Source organism: Marinobacterium stanieri (assembly GCF_900155945.1).
In the GTDB taxonomy this organism is placed as follows: domain Bacteria; phylum Pseudomonadota; class Gammaproteobacteria; order Pseudomonadales; family Balneatricaceae; genus Marinobacterium; species Marinobacterium stanieri.
Genome location: NZ_FTMN01000003.1, coordinates 188,603 through 204,561 on the forward strand (window position 1 = coordinate 188,603; position 15,959 = coordinate 204,561).

At 53.6% G+C, this 15,959-nt stretch carries 20 protein-coding genes, 4 tRNA genes and 2 riboswitches; of the genes, 9 read left to right on the forward strand and 15 right to left on the reverse strand.

Annotation, left to right across the window (positions count from 1 at the left end):
• Positions 1–3: 3 nt before the first annotated feature.
• The 3 genes from BW956_RS08370 to BW956_RS08380 form a co-directional block, all read right to left on the reverse strand.
• Positions 4–678 (reverse strand): response regulator, encoded by a 675-nt coding sequence (locus BW956_RS08370; protein ID WP_010323219.1) that lies wholly within the window; start codon positions 676–678, stop codon positions 4–6.
• A 56-nt stretch (positions 679–734) separates the two neighbouring features.
• Complete coding sequence (locus BW956_RS08375) at positions 735–1,130, reverse strand: response regulator (protein WP_083702990.1); 396 nt, start codon at positions 1,128–1,130, stop codon at positions 735–737.
• Positions 1,131–1,225: 95 nt separating this feature from the next.
• Positions 1,226–1,882 (reverse strand): DNA-binding protein, encoded by a 657-nt coding sequence (locus tag BW956_RS08380; protein WP_081475223.1) that lies wholly within the window; start codon positions 1,880–1,882, stop codon positions 1,226–1,228.
• A gap of 132 nt (positions 1,883–2,014) precedes the next feature.
• On the opposite strand from BW956_RS08380, the gene gap reads away from it, so the two are divergent.
• The 4 genes from gap (at position 2,015) to BW956_RS08400 (ending at position 4,399) form a co-directional block, all read left to right on the forward strand.
• Complete coding sequence (gene gap, locus BW956_RS08385) at positions 2,015–3,019, forward strand: type I glyceraldehyde-3-phosphate dehydrogenase (protein ID WP_076462374.1); 1,005 nt, start codon at positions 2,015–2,017, stop codon at positions 3,017–3,019.
• 116 nt (positions 3,020–3,135) lie between these two features.
• A tRNA-Leu gene (locus BW956_RS08390) sits at positions 3,136–3,221 on the forward strand.
• Between the two features lie 82 nt (positions 3,222–3,303).
• Positions 3,304–3,528 (forward strand): hypothetical protein, encoded by a 225-nt coding sequence (locus BW956_RS08395; protein WP_076462375.1) that lies wholly within the window; start codon positions 3,304–3,306, stop codon positions 3,526–3,528.
• 39 nt (positions 3,529–3,567) lie between these two features.
• A riboswitch (glycine riboswitch) is annotated at positions 3,568–3,654 on the forward strand.
• A 2-nt stretch (positions 3,655–3,656) separates the two neighbouring features.
• Positions 3,657–3,752, forward strand: a riboswitch (glycine riboswitch).
• A gap of 23 nt (positions 3,753–3,775) precedes the next feature.
• Positions 3,776–4,399 carry a trimeric intracellular cation channel family protein gene (locus BW956_RS08400; RefSeq protein WP_244894337.1) on the forward strand — a complete coding sequence of 208 codons (624 nt, stop codon included), beginning with the start codon at positions 3,776–3,778 and terminating at the stop codon, positions 4,397–4,399.
• Between the two features lie 408 nt (positions 4,400–4,807).
• Here BW956_RS08400 and BW956_RS08405 read toward each other — a convergent pair.
• The 10 genes from BW956_RS08405 to BW956_RS08445 all read right to left on the reverse strand — a co-directional run bounded on the left by BW956_RS08405 (position 4,808) and on the right by BW956_RS08445 (position 12,171).
• Positions 4,808–4,881: transfer RNA gene (locus tag BW956_RS08405), tRNA-Cys, on the reverse strand.
• Positions 4,882–4,901: 20 nt separating this feature from the next.
• Positions 4,902–4,977 (reverse strand) — tRNA-Gly (locus BW956_RS08410).
• 98 nt (positions 4,978–5,075) lie between these two features.
• Positions 5,076–5,624: a CDP-diacylglycerol--glycerol-3-phosphate 3-phosphatidyltransferase gene (pgsA, locus tag BW956_RS08415; protein ID WP_029511181.1), complete on the reverse strand. Its 549-nt coding sequence runs from the start codon at positions 5,622–5,624 to the stop codon at positions 5,076–5,078.
• A gap of 30 nt (positions 5,625–5,654) precedes the next feature.
• Positions 5,655–7,484 (reverse strand): excinuclease ABC subunit UvrC, encoded by a 1,830-nt coding sequence (uvrC, locus tag BW956_RS08420; RefSeq protein ID WP_217695113.1) that lies wholly within the window; start codon positions 7,482–7,484, stop codon positions 5,655–5,657.
• A gap of 19 nt (positions 7,485–7,503) precedes the next feature.
• The gene (locus tag BW956_RS08425) at positions 7,504–7,815 is read right to left on the reverse strand and encodes a hypothetical protein (RefSeq protein ID WP_010323842.1); all 312 of its coding nucleotides are present in this window, start codon (positions 7,813–7,815) and stop codon (positions 7,504–7,506) included.
• Positions 7,816–7,887: 72 nt separating this feature from the next.
• Complete coding sequence (locus BW956_RS22425; protein ID WP_175611983.1) at positions 7,888–8,031, reverse strand: hypothetical protein; 144 nt, start codon at positions 8,029–8,031, stop codon at positions 7,888–7,890.
• 124 nt (positions 8,032–8,155) lie between these two features.
• Entirely contained in the window at positions 8,156–9,028 is an 873-nt protein-coding gene (locus tag BW956_RS08430) for an NAD(P)-dependent oxidoreductase (protein ID WP_076462376.1), read from the reverse strand.
• A gap of 1 nt (position 9,029) precedes the next feature.
• The gene (locus tag BW956_RS08435; RefSeq protein ID WP_076462377.1) at positions 9,030–10,214 is read right to left on the reverse strand and encodes a pyridoxal-phosphate-dependent aminotransferase family protein; all 1,185 of its coding nucleotides are present in this window, start codon (positions 10,212–10,214) and stop codon (positions 9,030–9,032) included.
• A gap of 30 nt (positions 10,215–10,244) precedes the next feature.
• On the reverse strand, positions 10,245–11,009 hold the full coding sequence (gene mtnN, locus BW956_RS08440) for a 5'-methylthioadenosine/S-adenosylhomocysteine nucleosidase (protein ID WP_076462378.1): 765 nt from the start codon (positions 11,007–11,009) through the stop codon (positions 10,245–10,247).
• 157 nt (positions 11,010–11,166) lie between these two features.
• Positions 11,167–12,171: a DUF4214 domain-containing protein gene (locus tag BW956_RS08445; protein ID WP_076462379.1), complete on the reverse strand. Its 1,005-nt coding sequence runs from the start codon at positions 12,169–12,171 to the stop codon at positions 11,167–11,169.
• 435 nt (positions 12,172–12,606) lie between these two features.
• Here BW956_RS08445 and luxS point away from each other — a divergent pair, with 435 nt between their 5' ends.
• Entirely contained in the window at positions 12,607–13,128 is a 522-nt protein-coding gene (luxS, locus tag BW956_RS08450) for an S-ribosylhomocysteine lyase (RefSeq protein WP_010323847.1), read from the forward strand.
• A gap of 17 nt (positions 13,129–13,145) precedes the next feature.
• On the opposite strand, the gene BW956_RS08455 is transcribed toward luxS, so the two are convergent.
• Positions 13,146–13,931, reverse strand: coding sequence for a pseudouridine synthase (locus tag BW956_RS08455; RefSeq protein WP_076462380.1), 786 nt, complete (start codon positions 13,929–13,931; stop codon positions 13,146–13,148).
• 35 nt (positions 13,932–13,966) lie between these two features.
• Positions 13,967–14,054: transfer RNA gene (locus BW956_RS08460), tRNA-Ser, on the reverse strand.
• 114 nt (positions 14,055–14,168) lie between these two features.
• Here BW956_RS08460 and BW956_RS08465 point away from each other — a divergent pair.
• The 4 genes from BW956_RS08465 to tusB all read left to right on the forward strand — a co-directional run bounded on the left by BW956_RS08465 (position 14,169) and on the right by tusB (position 15,957).
• The gene (locus BW956_RS08465; protein WP_076462633.1) at positions 14,169–14,849 is read left to right on the forward strand and encodes a Bax inhibitor-1/YccA family protein; all 681 of its coding nucleotides are present in this window, start codon (positions 14,169–14,171) and stop codon (positions 14,847–14,849) included.
• A gap of 75 nt (positions 14,850–14,924) precedes the next feature.
• Positions 14,925–15,323, forward strand: a complete 399-nt coding sequence (gene tusD / locus BW956_RS08470; RefSeq protein WP_076462381.1) for a sulfurtransferase complex subunit TusD — start codon at positions 14,925–14,927, stop codon at positions 15,321–15,323.
• The gene (tusC, locus tag BW956_RS08475) at positions 15,320–15,679 is read left to right on the forward strand and encodes a sulfurtransferase complex subunit TusC (RefSeq protein WP_076462382.1); all 360 of its coding nucleotides are present in this window, start codon (positions 15,320–15,322) and stop codon (positions 15,677–15,679) included. The genes tusD and tusC overlap by 4 nt, the downstream gene beginning before the upstream one ends.
• Positions 15,676–15,957: a sulfurtransferase complex subunit TusB gene (tusB, locus tag BW956_RS08480; RefSeq protein ID WP_076462383.1), complete on the forward strand. Its 282-nt coding sequence runs from the start codon at positions 15,676–15,678 to the stop codon at positions 15,955–15,957. The genes tusC and tusB overlap by 4 nt, the downstream gene beginning before the upstream one ends.
• Positions 15,958–15,959 lie beyond the last annotated feature (2 nt).

Consider the following 15,959-nt stretch of genomic DNA (forward strand, 5'->3'; position numbering starts at 1 on the left):
GAATCAGGTCTGGATAATGCCGCTGCGCAGTGCCAGGTAGATCAGCTCAGAGCCGTTGGTGAGGTTAAGTTTGCGCAGGATGTTGGCGCGATGCGCATGGACGGTTTTGGGGCTGAGGAAAATTGCATCGGCGATTGCATTCACGCTGCGCCCTTCGGCAAGCAGTGTGAAGATTTCAAGCTCACGGCGCGTGAGTTGTGAAATGGGAGAACTGTCGCAGTTACTGTCGCCATCGGCGTCAATCTGTTCGCTGATGGCGGGCGAGAAATACTGCCGTCCTGAATAGACCTCACGTACGGCATGAACGAGTTCGTTTTGTGCGCAGCGCTTGGTCACATAGCCTTTGACGCCTGCCTCTGCGACCCGTGCCGGGTATGGCGATGCTTCCCAGATGGTGAGTACCAGGATGCGGGCATCGGCGTCATCAAGAATGATGCGCTTGATGGCGTCCAGGCCTCCTGCCGTTGAGGATGACTCCGTGCTGTTGTTGTCCGCCGGCATTGCCAGGTCCATGACGACCACGTCCGGCTTGACCTTGCGGTAGAGCTCAACGGCTTCACCGCCATTCTCGGCTTCGGCCACGATCTCCATATCCGCTTCCTTCAGCAGCATATGCTGAAAGCCGGCGCGAACAATGGAGTGGTCATCAACCAGTAGAATGCGGATCTTGGAGCTCATAAGTAAGTGCCTTGGTAAATCAGGTTACAGGGTATCAGATGCTAGCGCATAACTTGTTAAATCTTTGGTATACCCTGACGTGAATCAGCGCCGCGATAGATGCCTGATGTATCAATATCGACTGCAGCTGCAGAGAAGCCGGAGCCATCGTCCATGTGTGCCGGAATTGCAACCAGCTCATCGCTGAAGCCGACCAGCTGAATGCCTTCTTTTTCACAGTGTGCCAGCACCTTTTCCAGTGCGCGTATGACGGCTTCCTGGCGGTCTGTAAAACGGTCCTGCTGTTTTTCGCTGCGGCGCTTGCTTGTTACTGTGCGCAGTACGTACTCGTCGGAATCGAGTAGCTGGATCGTCAGGCCAGTAAGTTTCTCACGCACCATAACGGCCTTGATCACTTCAAACAGAGCTTCGTCAGAACAGCTGACAATATCTCCCGACTCGCAAGCTCTCATGCGCTCGGTTACATCCTGAACACGCGTCTCTGTGGGTAGATATATTTCCATTTTTCAAATGGTTAACCATTAAATGAAAAGTAATTTGTTAGAATTCAGCTGGACCTGAGGCGCGCCACTTCACCTGCCAGTGAATGGTTCTGGTCACGTAGTCTTTGCAGTTCTTCTTCCTGTACACGGCTGCGAACACGCAGTTCGATCATTTCTTCAGAGCTTGCTGATCCGGTTCCGGCCATGTGCTGCATCTGTTTCAGGTCGCGTACCAGGTTATCCCGCTCCGAGCTGAGTCGCATATTGGACTCTTCCAGCTCAAGAATGCGCTTTTCCAGTTGGCGTTTATCGTCGGCCAGCTGTTCGCATCGCTCAAGCAGGCGTGCATTTTGCTTATGTGCCTCAAAGAGTGCCTGCTCACCACCGGTTCGCATGCTTTCAGACTGCGCCAGAAGGGATTGCTGTTCCTCTTCAAGCGCTCTTCGCTGCTGCTCGAAGCGGTTTTCGGCATACGCCAGTGCGCGATCCCAGGTTTGACTGGCCAGTTTTGCTACTGGTTCAGGCAGGTCTGGATGCTGATTGCGGCGCTGTATGCGATCCGACAGAGTATGCCACCAGTCGTTGAGTGCACGATTGATGGTGGTCAGGCTTCCACTCCCCAGTCGTTCACGCACATTCTGCTGCGTGGGTCGGACGCCTTCTTCCAGCAGTTGGTCGGCTACCTGCATGGCTCTGGCATGGGTATCACTTTTCTTAGTCATCTGATACTTGATATGTATTAAGAATATGTATTAAACACTAACTTATGCTGTTAACAGCCGGATGACAAGTCGGCAAAAAGGTCGCTGTCATCTACTATGTAATCGTGGTCTGTCTTGCAAAGGAGTGATGCCATGCCTGTACGTATTGCCATCAACGGTTATGGCCGAATTGGACGCAATATCCTGCGTGCCCTGTTTGAGTCGGGGCGTAATGATGAATTTGAGATAGTTGCGATTAATGACCTTGGCGATGCCAGTGTCAGTGCGCACCTGACCGAGTATGATTCTGTGCACGGGCGCTTTCAGTGGCCAGTTAAGGCCGAAGACGATTGTCTGGTAGTGGGTGAATATCGCATCCCCATGCTGTGTATGCCTGACCCCTCTACCCTGCCCTGGTCCGATCTGGGTGTTGATATCGTTCTGGAATGCACCGGGCGAATGACCGAGCGTGCCAAGGCTCAGGTTCACCTTGATCAGGGGGCTGGCAAGGTTTTGCTGTCTGCTCCAGGCAAGGACATGGATGCAACCATTGTCTTTGGCGTAAACCATGATCAGCTTCGGACTGAGGATCGCCTTGTATCCAATGCCTCTTGTACCACCAATTGCCTCGCGCCCATGGCCAAGGTGTTGCATCAGGCCGTTGGTATCGAAGAGGGCCTGATGACAACCATTCATGCCTATACCAATGATCAGCACCTGACAGATGTGTATCACCAGGATCTTTATCGTGCACGTGCAGCGGCTCTTTCCATGATTCCGACCAAAACGGGTGCAGCAAAAGCGGTAGGCCTTGTCCTGCCCGAATTGGATGGAAAATTGTCCGGTTTGGCGGTGCGTGTTCCCACGGCCAACGTCTCGCTTGTCGACCTGACGTTTACCGCCTTGCGCGACACCAGTGTCGATGAAATCAATCAGGCGATGTTAAGCGCATCTGAAAACAGCCTGGCCAATATTGTTGAATATAACCAGACCCCCTTGGTTTCCATCGATTTCAACCACCACAGTGCGTCCTGCGTTTTCGACAGTTTACAGACGCATGTGCTGGGCAGAATGGTTAAAGTATTCGCCTGGTACGATAACGAATGGGCATTTTCTCACCGCATGCTGGATACTGCGGCGTGTATGGCTAAAGGTTAGTCTTTTTTCGTCGGAGGCTATTTTCCTATTTGACTTTTACGCAGGTCAACGGGAAAATACGCCTCCCAACGCATTGATTAAACAGGCTGTCGCAGCTTTTTAACAGCGTTTCATGTGCCCGGATGGTGAAATTGGTAGACACAAGGGATTTAAAATCCCTCGGCCTTCGGCTGTACCGGTTCGAGTCCGGTTCCGGGCACCAATCGCAAATGCTTCATGCGTTCCCCCACCTATTAATCTTTGCGCTTTTGTTCCATTAACAGGCTAGTGCCGGGTTGGCTTATATGTCAGACACTGATGTGTCCGTTTTTTTAATGCAGCTGGAATTGGAGCAGCTGGATAAAATTACCGCAGACCTTCAACTGCGTGCTGAGCAACGTGCCAAGGAACAGGCAGAACAGAAATCAAAACCCCGTTTTCCGCCCAGTTTTAATGATTTGGATTCCATGGCTGAAAACGTAGGGCTGGATCTCTCCAGTCTGATCAAGGATATTAAACGCCGGTCATGAGCCGGATGTGGTAGACAGACTGCTCAGGCTCGCTATAATGCGCCGGTCACAGGAGAGAGGGCCTCAGTGCCCCGCCGAAGGCGCAAACTCCCATAATCGCTCAGGCAACAGTACTGCGACACCAAATTGACTCGTCTACTGGAGAGAGGTCGCAAGACCCACCGAAGGGGCAACGCGCACGGATGAGCGCGCAAACTCTCAGGTAACCGGACAGAGGGAGGGACGGCAACTACTCTTTCAGGAGGGTATGACCGTGCTTCTGTATATCTATCTTATCGCCATTACCGCTGAGGCCATGTCTGGCGCACTTGCTGCCGGCCGTCGCAACATGGATATCTTCGGCGTGGGTGTTATTGCCTTTATTACCGCCCTGGGCGGCGGAACACTTCGTGATGTCCTGCTCGGAAACTTCCCGGTGTCCTGGACACAACATCCTGAATACATTTACCTGACCGTTTCTGCCGGCCTGTTAACCGTCGTGATGGCGCGCTTCATGCACCACCTGCATCGTCTGTTTCTGCTACTGGATGCCATGGGGCTTGTGGCTTTTACCATTATCGGCTGTAACGTGGCTCTTCAGCTTGGCTATCACACCGCCATTGTGTTGATGGCCGGTATGATTACAGGTATTTGTGGTGGCGTGCTGCGCGACATCCTCTGCCAGCGCGTGCCTGTGGTGCTGCGCCATGAACTCTACGCCAGTGTTTCGCTTCTGGTAGGCATCCTGTACCTGCAGCTGGAGCAGTTGGGTATTAATCATGACTTATGCCTGATTGCATCCTTTGCAGTGGGAATCATTTTGCGCGTATGTGCGATCTACTGGCACCTCTCCCTGCCGGTGTTCAGTTACTCGCCCAAGCAATGGAAATAAGAGCGCTTCCTGCGGCCTGATATGACATTCGGCTCCCGGGTATTACCGGGAGCTGTATTCACTCCCTTCTCCCCTGCTGTATCTTTTTATCTTTATGCCTTGTGCAGGTTTATATGCTTCTCAAAGGGCGCCAGGACGCCTCTGAGGCTGCCTATCAAGTTGGGCTCTGAATGTCTCAGGCTGACTGAGCGAAGTGACTCAAGTTGGTTTCTGCAGTTAGAACGCAAAACGAGTATGGAAGATAAAAAGAAGAAAATTTTCTGTTAAGCGCGAGGGTAGATATAGCGATTAAATATCGAAATGAAAATGAAGTATTTAAATTGAAGTAAGTAGCGAGGGTCTTCTAAGTGGGATGCTTCCCGGAGGGGTGCCATTCTTTACAACACTACTGTGTAATATTGTAAAGAATGGAGGCTGGAGTCGGAATCGAACCGGCGTACACGGAGTTGCAGTCCGCTGCATGACCACTCTGCCATCCAGCCATTCTTTGTTTAACATTGAGTGGAGCGGGAAACGAGACTCGAACTCGCGACCCCGACCTTGGCAAGGTCGTGCTCTACCAACTGAGCTATTCCCGCGTCTCAATGTTGGAGCGTATTATAAGGACCTCAGCTTGGGTGTCAACAAGATTACAAAGAAAATTTTAATTATTTTTGCTTAAAAATTAACCACTTACTTAGATATCTTCACTCAGATGTGGCCAGGCCGCACGCAGGTAGATGAACATCGACCACAGCGTCAGAGCGGCTGCCCCATAGAGTGCAGCAATGCCTGCCCAGGACAGAGTTGAATAGATCGGGAAAGCCAGCAGCATCAGTATGGAGGCCATTTGCAGTGTGGTTTTGATCTTGCCGATCATGGACACGGCAACGCTTGCTCTCTGCCCTACTTCCGCCATCCACTCACGCAGGGCTGAAATGACGATCTCACGGCCAATAATAATTACGGCAGGAACGGTAACCCAGGGAGAAGCAAAGCTCTCTACCAGCACGACCAGCGCGGCCGCAACCATGAGCTTGTCGGCTACAGGGTCCAGGAAGGCGCCAAAGGGCGAGCTCTGGTCCAGTTTGCGAGCCAGGTAGCCGTCAAACCAGTCGGTAATGGCGGCAAGGCCAAAAATGGCTGAGGCGGCCCAGGGTGCCCAGGCGTATGGCATGTAATAAACCAGAATAAAAACCGGGATAAGGATAATACGAACCAGCGTGAGCAGGTTGGGGATTTTAATCGATAGCAATGGGGCGTCCCGTTTGTCAGCTTATGAGTCGGGGTGAAGTGCTGCGTATATGTCCTGCGCAAGCGTCCGGCTAATACTAGAGACTTTTGCGATTTCTTCAACACTGGCTCGTTCGACTTCTTTAACCCCACCAAAGTGCTTCAGCAGCTCGCGTCGGCGTTTGGGTCCAACGCCTGGAATACCTTCCAGCTGTGATTGGCGACGCGCTTTGCCGCGTTTTGCGCGGTGGCCGACGATGGCAAAACGGTGTGATTCGTCACGAATGTGCTGCAAAAGATGCAGAGCGGGCGAGTCGGCAGCCAGTATTTGCTCTTCGCCGGTGTCGCCACTGATTAGTACCTCAAAGCCGGCCTTTCGGGTGGGGCCTTTGGCGATACCGATGACGAGAATGTCCTGTAGCTGAAGCTCCTCAAGGACCTGCATGGCCTGGCTGACCTGTCCCTTGCCGCCATCAATGACCAGGAGGTCAGGCACAGCCCCTTCCCCTTTTTTCACCTGTGTATAGCGCCGCAAGAGTGCCTGGTGCATGGCGGCGTAGTCGTCACCACCGGTAATACCTTCGATGTTGAAACGCCGGTAATCCGATTTTTTCGGCCCTTCGCGATCAAACACCACACAAGAAGCTACGGTCGCCTCGCCTGAACTGTGGCTGATATCAAAGCACTCCAGTCGACGCGGTGGCTGATCGAGCTCCAGCACTTCCTGCAACGCCAGGAAGCGGTTATACATGTTCTGTTTGCTGGCCAGGTAGCTGCTCAGCTGCTGTTCCGCATTGGTTTGTGCCAGACGCTGCCATCCTGCGCGATCACCGCGTACATTGGCCTGAATGCTCAGTTTGCGGCCACGCTTCTGGCCAAGTGCGTCTTCAAGGCACTCCTGATCTGTCAGGCTTTCCGGCGTTATCAATAGCGGCGGAATTTCTCTTGGCCCTGACAAATAGAACTGTGCAACAAAAGACCCCAGGATATCGGCAGGCGTATCTTCAAGTGATACGCGAGGGTGGTAAGCCTTGCTGCCGATGACTCTTCCGCCACGTACAAACAGTGCGTGAATAGACACACCGCCGGGCTGCACAGCACAACCAAACACGTCAGCATCACCGCCCTGGCTGCTGACAAACTGCTGCTCCTGAACTTGCTGCAAGGCTGTGATCTGGTCGCGCAGCTGTGCTGCCCGTTCAAATTCCAGAGCTGCAGACGCCGCTTCCATCTCGTTTGCCAGAACCTTCATAATCTCGTGGTTGCGCCCCTGCAGGAACAGCATGGCGTGCTTAATGTCCTGCTGGTACTCCTCTTCGGAGATCATGCCGACACAGGGCGCTGTACAGCGCTTGATCTGATATTGCAGGCAAGGCCTGGAGCGATTGCGAAAGAAGCTGTCTTCGCATTGGCGGATGCGAAACACTTTCTGCAGCAGGTTAAGGCTTTCCTTTACCGCGCCCGAGCTGGGATAGGGCCCGAAATAGCGCCCTTTTTTACGCCCGCTGCCGCGTCTGAAACGAATGGCAGGATAGGTATCCCGGTCAGACACGAAGATATAGGGGTAGGATTTATCATCCCTCAGAAGGATGTTGTACGGTGGGCGGTACTGTTTAATCAGGTTCTGTTCCAGCAGTAGGGCTTCAGTTTCGCTGCTGGTAACGGTTATTTCGATATTGGCGATTCGAGCAACCAGTGCCTGGGTTTTAGGTGACTGGCCGGTGCTGCGGAAATAACTGCTGACGCGATTTTTAAGGTTTTTGGCCTTGCCGATGTACAGCAGGTCGCCATTTTCGGCATACATCTGATAGACGCCAGGGCGGCGAGTCAGATTTTTAAGGAATGCCTTGCTATCAAATTCGGTGGTCAACACGCCCTCCCCTTATTCTGTTTCAGGAGACCGTATTGAGTGTTTTGTTGGCTTCCATGTGCAGGTGAGTCGCCTCGCGATGGATGGACTCCAGCTGCTCTCGGGTTGCATCCAGGATGCCGGCGCCACGAGAGAGCGAAACTTCCAGGTAAACACCAATTTCCGCATAGTAGTACAGACGGGCATCGAATGACTGGGCACGCTTCAGCTTGCTGAGCGAAATTTGAGCGCCATTGACCAGAATCTTGTTGATGTCGGTATCTGAAAGCAGAGGATGGCGTTCAATCTCTTGTGGTGACCGTTTAGATGCCTGCTGTCGGCGTGAGCTGCTCATGGTTAACCTGTCAATCGGGAGAAAAGAAGCTGGCCGGCGTGTATGCCGGCCGTGTGAGTCAGGCGCGCTGAATTAACGCTCGCCTGCCTTGCGTGCATCCTTGACCATTTCGCGCTTCATGAAGCGGATGCCAAAGAAGGTAATCACCAGCATGGCAGCCACAATGGCAATGCTGGGAGCAAAGGAGATCAGGCTGTACTTATCGATATTGAACATAGAACTGTACCTTTATAGTCATTGTGTGTCCTGGCAGTGTGCTGAAAACCTATCTGCGTTGCCGATTCATCGATAACGCGTTTTCAACGCACTGCAAGGCTAAAAGCTGGGCATTATCGAAGCTTTAGCTGTCCTTCTCAAGCCTTTTGAGCAGGCTTGAGGTGTCAAGACGGCCGCCACCTTCCGCCTGTACATCGGCGTAAAACTGATCCACCAGCGCGGTTACCGGCAGGCGGGCGCCATTTTTGCGAGCTTCATTCAGGGCGATATTCAGGTCTTTGCGCATCCAGTCGACAGCAAAACCGAAGTCGAATTCATTCTCGAGCATGGTTTTATGTCGATTCACCATCTGCCAGGACCCGGCAGCGCCATGCTGGATTACATCGAATACGGCTTCACCGTCCAGTCCAGACTGTTTCACGAAATGAACGGCCTCGGAGAGCCCCTGTACCAGTCCGGCGATAGCGATCTGATTGACCATTTTTGCCAACTGGCCTGAGCCTGCCGGCCCAAGCAGCTTGTGTGACGCGGCATAGCATTCGAACACCTGGGCCGCCTTGCTGTAGTCACTCTCCGTGCCGCCCAGCATGATACTGAGGCGACCGTTTTCGGCGCCGGCCTGGCCCCCGGATACAGGCGCATCAAGAAAGCCCAGGTTCTGTTCGGAACAAAGCTGATTCAGTACGCGCGCCACATCGGCGGAAGCCGTGGTATGGTCGATCAGAGTGCTGCCTGCTGACATGCCCTTCAGTGCGCCAGTATCACCGTCGGTGACGGAAAGCAGGTCGTCATCATTGCCTACACAGGTGAAGACAAATTCTGCTCCCTCTGCAGCCGCTGCCGGCGTCTCGGCCATGCGACCCGTGTAAGTGCTGCACCAGGCTTCCGCTTTCGCAGGTGTGCGGTTATAAACGCACACCTCGTGACCGGCATTGGCCAAGTGGCCCGCCATGGGGAAGCCCATGACGCCCAGTCCTATGAATGCGACCTTGGCCATATTACTGCTCCTGTGCTGCGTAAGTGGCGGCGGCTGCAGCGGCAGCACCTGAAGGCAGTTCTACGCCCATTTCGCCCAGGGTGTTTTCCAATGCATCAATACACAGCATGACATGTCGACGGGTGCAGGAGCTGCCCATCAGGCCGATGCGCCACACCTTGCCTGCCAGGTCGCCCAGGCCGGCACCGATTTCAAGGCTGTAGTTCTGCAGCAGGAGTGAGCGCACCTTGGCTTCATCAACGCCTTCGGGAACCTGTACCGAGTTCAGCTGGGGCAGACGTGCATCAGCGGCTACGGTGAACTTGAGGCCCAGGGTCTCCAGGCCGGCCTTCAGTGCTTCATGATGCATGGCGTGGCGCTGCCAGGCGTTTTCGATGCCCTCTTCTTGCAGCATGACCAGTGATTCGTGCAGCCCATAGAGGGCATTGACGGGCGCTGTATGGTGGTAGGCGCGTTTCTGACCACCGCCCCAGTACCCCATGACCAGCTTTTTATCGAGGAACCAGCTGGGGATGCGGCTTTCGCGCTTGCTTACCTTCTCCAGCGCAGCTTCGCTGAAAGTGACAGGCGAAATACCCGGAGGTGCCGACAGGCACTTCTGAGTACCTGAATACAGTGCATCAATTCCCCACTGATCGACTTCCAGCTCGACACCGGCCAGTGACGTTACGGCGTCAACAATTGTCAGGCAGCCATAGTCCCGCGCAAGACGGCAAAGGGCCTGGGCGTCGGAACATACACCGGTAGAGGTTTCGGCGTGTACGAAAGCGAGCGCCTTGATGTCGTCATGCTGCTGCATCAACTCGCGTACTTTGTCGACGCTGACAGGCGTGCCCCAGGCATCCTGAACCATCAGAGCTTCGCCACCGAAGCGCTCGACATTCTCCTTCATGCGCCCGCCGAACACACCGTTCTGGCACACGATGACCTTGTCACCAGGCTCAACCAGGTTGACGAAGCAGGCTTCCATGCCGGCAGAACCGGGTGCCGAAACCGGCATGGTGAGCGGATTTTCGGTACGCAGTGCGTACTGCAGGAGCTGTTTGATTTCATCCATCATTCCGATGAACGCAGGATCCAGGTGACCAATGGTGGGTCGAGCCATCGCGGACAGAACGCGCGGGTGAACATCGGAAGGACCTGGGCCCATCAGGGTACGTTGCGGCGGATGGAAGGATGTAATCATTGAATTATTCCTTTATATCAAAGTGTTATTTTAATTCTTTAAAGCTGCTTTAGAGATCTTGGCAACGATCGCCATGACCATTTCGGCTGAATGCTGGGCGGCAGTATCCAGGAACTGCTCAAACGAAAGATTGGATTCCTTGCCGGCGATATCAGACAGCGCGCGAATGACGATGAAGGGTGTGCCGAACTGGTGGCAGGTCTGCGCAATCGCTGCAGCTTCCATCTCAACGGCCTTCACGGTCGGAAACAGTTTCCGTGTCTGGGCAACACGATCCGGGCAGTTCATGAAGCTGTCGCCGGTAGCGATAAGGCCGCGAACCGTTCGCGCGTGAGTCATCTGTGCGATGGACTCTTCAGCGAAACGGGCCAGCAAGGGGTCAGCGGTAAACGAAGGAGGCAGGCCAGGCACCTGCCCCGGCTCATAGCCGAAAACAGTCACATCCACATCGTGGTGGCAGACCTGATCGGAAATGACGACGTCGCCTACTTCCAGAGCACCATCAAAACCACCTGCGGAGCCGGTATTGATAACACCGTCCGGTTTGAACATCTGTAATAGCAGTGTGGTGCCGATAGCGGCGTTAACCTTGCCGATGCCCGATTTCAGCAATGTGATATCGACTCCCTGCATACGGCCGGTATAAAAGTCGAAGCCGGACAGGCGGTGTGATTCAAGGTCTTCCAAATTGTTCTTCAGTAGCTCGACCTCCTGGTCCATGGCGCCAATCAGGGCAACACGTGGGCGGCGGTCTAGGGTTTTGAGCTGTTCGGACAGGGAGGCGTTTATTGTCATTAGGATTGCATGCTTGGACGGTTAAATAGCGAAAAGCCATGCTACCACGCCTTTATGAATTGGCAATTACCACAAAGGCCCCAAGGCAAAGGCTTGGGGCGCGGGAGGTTAAATTCTTCAGTATGTATCAATAATACTATGTATGTATTAAGTACTATTACTGGATGAAATCCACAAAGTTGTAGTCACCCACAATCTGCAGCGTTGTCTCTGCAAATTCATTTGATTGTGCAAAGGCATTTAGCACCTCCGCCTGATTCTTGGCTCCGGATTCCAGCTCTTGCATCCACCAATCCCAGCCGGCTTGATCCGGCGCCCGGTCAAGCACGGTGCCATACAGATGGTTCAGTAGCTCTGAGTGGGCTACAGCGCCATTTTGGTCCGTATCCATTAGTTGCGTCATTTCAGTCGAGTGAATAAAGTCTGCTGCCACATCAGTCAGGTTTTTTTCGCCTGACCTCATTTTGTCGAGCCACCACAAAAAACCTTCTGTCTCGGGTATACGCTCCATCGCGCCCAGGTACAGTCGGTATAGCTGCGCCTCCTCTGCAGAAAGTACCGGGCCATCCCCTACGTCAACGCTTGCGTCGTATAGGAGCCCATCATCATTTTCATCATTGAAGCGGGCGATGAAACTGCTGAATTCAAGTTTTGCCACTTCATCGAAGGTGGAGGTAATAAACTCATTGGACTCAACAATCCCTAATACCGCATCTCCCTGGTCATGGCTGCCTGCCAGAAGACGGTCCAGCCAAAGATCATGTAGCGGCGTGTTTGTATCCAGGCCTGCAAAGTCATACAGGATGTATTCAAGCAGGTCTGAGTGCTCAATCGGCTCTCTTTCATCCGCACCGATCGCCTTATAAGTGTCGGGGTGTGCGGCAAAGGCATCCGCCATGCGTTCCAGCTTGTCTGGCTGCTCGTGATTAAGACGAAGCCGGAAGCTGTCATTTTCCGGCGGACCGCCCGCGGCAAGGTGCATAAGTCGGTATAGTTGAATTTCTTCGGCGGAAAAAATCGTTCCATCTTCGCGCTCAAGCGGGTCGTCGAACAGGAGGCCATTGCTGTTGCCATCCTCTATCCATGCTTGGTACGCCTGCTGTACAGGCTTGCCATCAGGCGTTACTTCGCGAAGCTGAATAGATGTTTCGATTCTGGACATATCCCTGTCTCCTGTTGGGGTAATTCAGTGCATTTCTTAACGGCGTTTTCACTAGACTCTGTCGTTCACTGTTTATAGCAACTCACAGTCAGAAAGCCAAAGGCAGCCGACTTGATGCGCCTGGGTAGCCTACCCTCGTATCTCACAACGAACCCGTTTTGTGCTTATCAGGGAGTGCTGGAATTTCTGGCGCTAACACCCTTTAAACATTCGAGATTTTCATGTGCGCACCCGGCTTTAAGGCTGCCAACAGGCAACTCGGCATGAGACAATCTGCGTTCTGTTATAATGAAGACCAATGACGGGTCACCAGCTCTCACCTGTCAGCAGCGAATGTATGAAACTACGTGCAGCGGACTGCAACTCCGTGTCAGGACTGGTGATCAGGCGTTAAAACTTCGTTCTTGTTTAGCAAAGCATCCAGGATTATTGAAAATGCCATTACTCGACAGCTTCACCGTTGACCATACGATCATGAATGCGCCTGCCGTTCGTGTTGCTAAAACCATGAGCACACCGTCTGGCGACACCATCACTGTGTTTGATTTACGTTTCAACAAACCCAATGACAGCATGATGGGCGAGAAAGGCATTCATACCCTTGAGCACCTGTTTGCGGGCTTTATGCGTGATCATCTCAACGGCAATGGCGTAGAAATCATCGATATCTCGCCGATGGGTTGCCGCACAGGTTTCTACATGAGCCTGCTCGGTTCTCCGGAAGAGTCACGCGTTGCGGACGCCTGGGTTGCGTCCATGAAGGATGTCATCAATGTTAAGAACGCTGAAGATATTCCTGAATTGAACGAATATCAGTGCGGCACCTTCATGATGCACTCTCTGGAAGAAGCAAAAGAAATTGCCCAATCCATTCTGGATCATGGTGTTGGCGTCAATAAAAACGACGATCTGAAAATGGATGAAGACACTCTGCGTAAGCTGGGCAATGAAGTGTAAGTAATCCAGTCAGCGAATTACTCTGCCGGTCGCGCGCCTACTCGGCTCGCGACCGGATAGCCTTCCAGCCAGCCCAGCTTTCCAAATAGCCGCTCGATATCCTCGCCTACACCAGCTTCAATACGCAGCATCTGACCACTGACCGGATGCTCGAACTCGATTTCCGTTGCCATCAGCAGCAAACGGTGAGAATCAAGGTTCTCGCGAAACAGTCGATTGTGACGCCCTTCCCCATGCTTGGTGTCGCCAACAATGGGATGAAGGATATGCTTCATGTGGCGGCGAATCTGATGCTTGCGCCCGGTCGTCGGTTTTACTTCCACCAGTGAATAACGTGCTTCAGGGTAGCGTCCGACCGGGATGGGCAGGCTGACGGTTGCGATGCGTCGGTAGGCCGATACAGCATCCTGAGGGTCCTTGTCAGGATTTGCACGCGGATCTTCGCGCTTGTCATGAATTGGCTTCAACGCATAGTCAATGACATCGGCTTCATCGGTCCAGCCACGGACAACGCAGAGGTAGGTTTTCTTGACCTTTCGATCCATGAACTGCTGCTGCAGGTGTTGCCCGACCGTTTTTTCTCGCGCAAACAGGATCACGCCTGAAGTTGCCCGGTCCAGTCGATGCACTGTGTGAACCTTCTCGCCGGGGTAGCGCTCACGCAGCATGGCGACAAGATTAGGCGTTCTGGCAGGCGCTATCCAGCTGGGATGTACCAACAAACCGGCCGGTTTATGGACAGCAACAAGGTGCTCATCCTCGTAAAGGATGTTCAATGGTAGCGCAGGAGATTCTTCGGTCACGGGAACTCGTCAGCAGGACAGGCATCATATGAAGATGGCGGAGGGGCAGGGATTCGAACCCTGGGAGCCTCTCGACTCGTCGGTTTTCAAGACCGGTGCTTTCGACCACTCAGCCACCCCTCCGCGACGAAAGTGATTGTACTGGGAATCTTTTCGCTGTCAAACCGTCAAAGTGCTTGAAATACGGTTACAAACCCGCATCATTGCTCCAAATGGAAATAAAACACGAGGTTTATGATGGATAACGTTCGTACTGTTGATAGCCGCTCGACACAGGCGGTGCTGGAGACCAACAAGGTCATCCGCAACACATACATGCTGCTGGCCATGACACTGGTATTCAGTGCGGCAACAGCAGGTGTCTCCATGGCGATCAACCCTCCGTTCATGGTCTACCTGGGTAGCGTGCTGCTCGGCTTTGTCCTGCTGTTCGTCATTAACCGCAAGCAGAACAGCGCAGCTGCCCTGCCCCTTACCTTCGCTTTCACCGGCCTGATGGGCTTTGGTCTGGGCCCAATCCTGAACCACTACCTGGCTCTGCCCAATGGCGGTGAGATTGTGATGACAGCCATGGGTATGACTGCAATCACCTTCCTGGGTCTGTCTGCTTATGTGCTGTCTTCCCGCAAGGATTTCAGCTTCATGGGTGGCTTCCTGGCGGCGGGCTCCATTGTCCTGCTGGTAGCCATGCTGGCCCTGTTTGTGCTGCCGCTGTTCGGTGTTGATATCTCCGGCCTGCAGCTTGCCTTCTCTGCCGCCGTGGTATTGCTGATGTCCGGTTTTATCCTCTATGACACCAGCAACATCGTTAATGGTCGCTACACCAACTACGTGATGGCGACTGTTGGTCTGTACCTGAGCATTTACAACCTGCTGGTGCACCTGCTGAGCCTGGTTGGTGCTTTCAGCGACGACTAAGCCACAGCATACCTGCCCGAGAAGCCCCGTCATCTGCTAAGATGGCGGGGCTTTTTTCATGACGGATTCCTCCTGATGCGATTTACACTTGTCGTGCACTCAGCACCTTACCAATCAGCCTCTGCCGGCACGGCCCTGCGCTTTGCACGTGCCGTATTGGACGCGGGACACCAGATCCATCGCGTGTTTTTCTATCGAGAAGGCGTACACAACGCATCCGCGTTGGCATCGCCCCCGCGTGACGAACAGAATTTGCCACAAGAATGGCGCGCACTGGCCAAGGAGCATGACCTGGACCTGGTTGTGTGCATTGCTGCCGCCGTTCGCCGCGGCATACTCGACAAGGAAGAAGCCAGGCGTTACGAGAAAAAGGCCGGCAATCTGGCCAAGCGCTTTGAGCTTTCAGGTCTCGGCCAGTTGATCGAAGCCAGCGTCGTTTCGGACCGTGTGGTGACCTTCGGAGGTGGCCGATGAGCAAATCGATTCTGATTATCTGCCGCAGCGCGCCTTACAGCTCTTCCTCTGCGCGGGATGCTCTGGATATGGCGCTGGCTGGCGCTGTTTTTGAACAGCCGGTAAGCCTGCTTCTGCTGGATGATGCTGTACTTCAGCTACTCCCCGGTCAGCGCAGCAGTGCCATTCAGGCCAAGAACCCCAATGCCATGCTTGGCGCCTTGCCCATGTACGATATCGAGCATATCTACACCAGCCTGGGCTCGCTTGCCCTGCATGGTTTGCAAGCCGATAGCCTGGAGCCTGCACCGACCGTGCTCGACGCAGAAGAACTGAGACATTTCATTGCCCGTCATGAGGTGGTGTTGACGCTATGACTTTACATATTCTGGGCGCATCTCCCAGTGATCGTACGACCTTTGAATCCTGTCGCGACACCCTGATGGACGGTGATACTCTGCTGTTGATCGAAGACGGTGTGTACTGGGCTTTACCCCAGCACCGCCCTGAACTGGCTCGCCTGCCGGCCCGTGTGAAGCTTCTGAAAGCGGATCGTGAAGCAAGGGGTGTTGAGCTCGAAGCCCTGGCAGAAGTCGACGACAGCGGGTTTGTAGAGCTTTGCTTGGAAAATGAACGTAGTGTGAGCTGGTTCTGAGG

Bases quoted from the DNA above. Each gene is read 5' to 3' on its own strand.
- BW956_RS08370 (WP_010323219.1), bottom strand. From the start codon at position 678: ATGAGCTCCAAGATCCGCATTCTACTGGTTGATGACCACTCCATTGTT.
- BW956_RS08375 (WP_083702990.1), bottom strand. From the start codon at position 1,130: ATGAGAGCTTGCGAGTCGGGAGATATTGTCAGCTGTTCTGACGAAGCT.
- BW956_RS08380 (WP_081475223.1), bottom strand. From the start codon at position 1,882: ATGACTAAGAAAAGTGATACCCATGCCAGAGCCATGCAGGTAGCCGAC.
- gap (WP_076462374.1), top strand. From the start codon at position 2,015: ATGCCTGTACGTATTGCCATCAACGGTTATGGCCGAATTGGACGCAAT.
- BW956_RS08395 (WP_076462375.1), top strand. From the start codon at position 3,304: ATGTCAGACACTGATGTGTCCGTTTTTTTAATGCAGCTGGAATTGGAG.
- BW956_RS08400 (WP_244894337.1), top strand. From the start codon at position 3,776: ATGACCGTGCTTCTGTATATCTATCTTATCGCCATTACCGCTGAGGCC.
- BW956_RS08425 (WP_010323842.1), bottom strand. From the start codon at position 7,815: ATGAGCAGCTCACGCCGACAGCAGGCATCTAAACGGTCACCACAAGAG.
- BW956_RS22425 (WP_175611983.1), bottom strand. From the start codon at position 8,031: ATGTTCAATATCGATAAGTACAGCCTGATCTCCTTTGCTCCCAGCATT.
- BW956_RS08430 (WP_076462376.1), bottom strand. From the start codon at position 9,028: ATGGCCAAGGTCGCATTCATAGGACTGGGCGTCATGGGCTTCCCCATG.
- BW956_RS08435 (WP_076462377.1), bottom strand. From the start codon at position 10,214: ATGATTACATCCTTCCATCCGCCGCAACGTACCCTGATGGGCCCAGGT.
- mtnN (WP_076462378.1), bottom strand. From the start codon at position 11,009: ATGACAATAAACGCCTCCCTGTCCGAACAGCTCAAAACCCTAGACCGC.
- BW956_RS08445 (WP_076462379.1), bottom strand. From the start codon at position 12,171: ATGTCCAGAATCGAAACATCTATTCAGCTTCGCGAAGTAACGCCTGAT.
- luxS (WP_010323847.1), top strand. From the start codon at position 12,607: ATGCCATTACTCGACAGCTTCACCGTTGACCATACGATCATGAATGCG.
- BW956_RS08465 (WP_076462633.1), top strand. From the start codon at position 14,169: ATGGATAACGTTCGTACTGTTGATAGCCGCTCGACACAGGCGGTGCTG.
- tusD (WP_076462381.1), top strand. From the start codon at position 14,925: ATGCGATTTACACTTGTCGTGCACTCAGCACCTTACCAATCAGCCTCT.
- tusC (WP_076462382.1), top strand. From the start codon at position 15,320: ATGAGCAAATCGATTCTGATTATCTGCCGCAGCGCGCCTTACAGCTCT.
- tusB (WP_076462383.1), top strand. From the start codon at position 15,676: ATGACTTTACATATTCTGGGCGCATCTCCCAGTGATCGTACGACCTTT.